Raw genomic sequence first — 1943 nt, 5'->3', positions numbered from 1 at the left:
GCCAGCCGCCCGCCCGCGTCCAGCCAGCCAAGCGCGGCCAATCCCGCCAGCATCGGCGCCGGCAGCACCGTCTGCCAGCCGCCGGCCTCGGGCCCGCGCCGCCACAGCCAGGCGGCGGCCAGCGCAAGCAGCGGCAGCGCCGCCAGCCACCAGGGGCGCAGCAGGATCATGGCCGCCCCCTGCCGCCGGGCCCTGCGCCGGTCCACACGCCCCTGCCGGCCATGGCCAGCAGCGCCGCCAGCGCCAGCAGGGCAGGCCAGATCCACAGCGATTGCCAGTAGCGCAGCGGCGGGCGGTCCGAGGGGTTGGGCTCCAGCGCGTCCAGCGTCGCGGCCATCCGGGCCAGGTCCGTCATGCCGCGCACGCGGAAGCTGGTGCCGCCGGCGGCCTCGGCGACTTCGCGCAGGGTGCGGGCATCCACGGCGTCGCGGGCTTTGGGCCGGGTTTCCAGATCGTCGGGGCCAAGCGCGATGGTGTGGATGCGGATGCCGTGCCGTGCCGCCAGCCGCGCCGCATCCACCGCGCCCACTTGCCCCGAGGTGTCGATGCCGTCCGACAGCAGCACCACGATCCGCGTCGGCGCGCGGCTTTGCGCCAGCCGCCGCAGGGCCAGGCCCAGCCCGTCCGAGATCGCGGTGGCCTTGCCGGAAATGCCGATCTGCGCCTCGTCGATGGCCTGGGCCACGGCGGCGACGTCGAAGGTGATCGGTTGGGCGAAATAGGCGCGCTCGCCGAAGATCACCAGCCCGATCCGGTCGCCCTTGCGGGCCGCGACAAAGCGCGAGGCCACGCGCTTGACCGCATCGAGGCGCGAGATCGGCTGGCCGTCCAGCGCGAAATCCTGCTTGGCCATGCTGCCCGACAGGTCCAGCGCCAGCACGATATCGCGGCCCGAGGCGGGCAGCATCGGGCTTTGCCGGCTGATGCCCGGCCCGGCCAGCGCCACCACCAGCGCCACCCAGGCCAGCACCGCCAGCACCAGGCCCGAGCGGCCGGCGCTTCGGTCGCCGACGCTGGCGAAGACATGGCCCGGCACCCGCAATCCACCCCGCGCGCCCAGCGGTGGCAGCAGCCGGACCAGCAGCGGCAGCGGCAGCAGCAGCAGCGCCAAGGGAAAGGCCAGGGTCATCGGACCCGTCCGCGGCGCAGGGCGATGCGCTCGATCTCGGCCTCGTCGGGGACGGGAGCGGCGCCGTAGGCGGCGGGGCGCAGCGGTTCGGGCAGCCGGCCCAGGATGCGGGCGATGGCCAGCAGCCGGTCCTGCGGGGGCATGCCGCGGGTGGCGCGGATGCGGGCCCGGCGCGAGACGCGGCGCACCAGCAGCGGCGAAAGCAGGGCGGCGAGCAGCAGCGCCAGCAGCAGCCCCAGCCCGAACAGGGCGAGGAATTCGCGCCAGCCGGGGTTCAGCAGGGTCGCCGGCAGCCGGCTGGGGGCCAGGACGGCGATCAGCTCATCCTGCGTCATCGGGCGGGACCAGATGCGGGCTGGCGCCGAGCTGCCGCAGATGCGCCAGCAGCGGTTGCGGGTCGAAGGGCGCCAGCCGGCCGAAGCGGCTGGCCGCGCCATCGCTGACCGCCAGCGCCGGGCGCGGCGGCGCGGTTTCCAGCGGGTCAAGCAGCAGGTGGATCTCGACCCGGCGGCCTTGCGCCAGACGGGTCAGCGCCGCCTCGGTGCCAAGAAGGCCATCCGGGCCGGTCGCCAGGTGCACGCGCCCGCCGGCCGGGACCAGCCGCAGGGCGCGGGCGAGCACCGGCGCCAGCGGGGTCGGATCATGGCCCGCCGCCGTCCGCAGCAGCGCGGCATCGTGGCAGCGCGCCAGCAGCCCGGCCACGGCCTGCATCTGTGCGCTGCCGGTCGCCGGGGCCAGGCTGGCCGGCGCCTCGTCCCCCGCGACCAGCAGGCCCAGCGAGCCGCCGCGGGCGACGGCACGCCAGCCCAGCACC

Annotated in this window: 2 protein-coding genes and 1 pseudogene; all 3 read right to left on the bottom strand. The window is 76.3% G+C overall.

The genetic code is table 11. From position 1 onward, the window contains the following. Positions 1–166 precede the first annotated feature (166 nt). Positions 167–1129, bottom strand: a complete 963-nt coding sequence (locus tag ACFOMP_RS12310; RefSeq protein WP_379030961.1) for a VWA domain-containing protein — start codon at positions 1127–1129, stop codon at positions 167–169. Continuing rightward, on the bottom strand, positions 1126–1464 hold the full coding sequence (locus ACFOMP_RS12305) for a hypothetical protein (RefSeq protein WP_379030958.1): 339 nt from the start codon (positions 1462–1464) through the stop codon (positions 1126–1128). The genes ACFOMP_RS12310 and ACFOMP_RS12305 overlap by 4 nt, the downstream gene beginning before the upstream one ends. Then, a pseudogene (locus ACFOMP_RS12300) lies at positions 1451–1943 on the bottom strand (DUF58 domain-containing protein); the annotation flags it as partial. The pseudogene ACFOMP_RS12300 and the gene ACFOMP_RS12305, both read right to left, overlap by 14 nt.

The sequence above is a fragment of the Paracoccus simplex genome (genome assembly GCF_042648325.1).
In the GTDB taxonomy this organism is placed as follows: domain Bacteria; phylum Pseudomonadota; class Alphaproteobacteria; order Rhodobacterales; family Rhodobacteraceae; genus Paracoccus; species Paracoccus simplex.
Note: the sequence above shows the minus strand (reverse complement) of the source record. Positions and strands in the feature narration are given on the sequence as shown.

Excerpts from the sequence above, each read along its gene's own strand:
- ACFOMP_RS12310 (WP_379030961.1), bottom strand. The coding sequence starts at position 1,129 with ATGACCCTGGCCTTTCCCTTGGCGCTGCTGCTGCTGCCGCTGCCGCTG.
- ACFOMP_RS12305 (WP_379030958.1), bottom strand. The coding sequence starts at position 1,464 with ATGACGCAGGATGAGCTGATCGCCGTCCTGGCCCCCAGCCGGCTGCCG.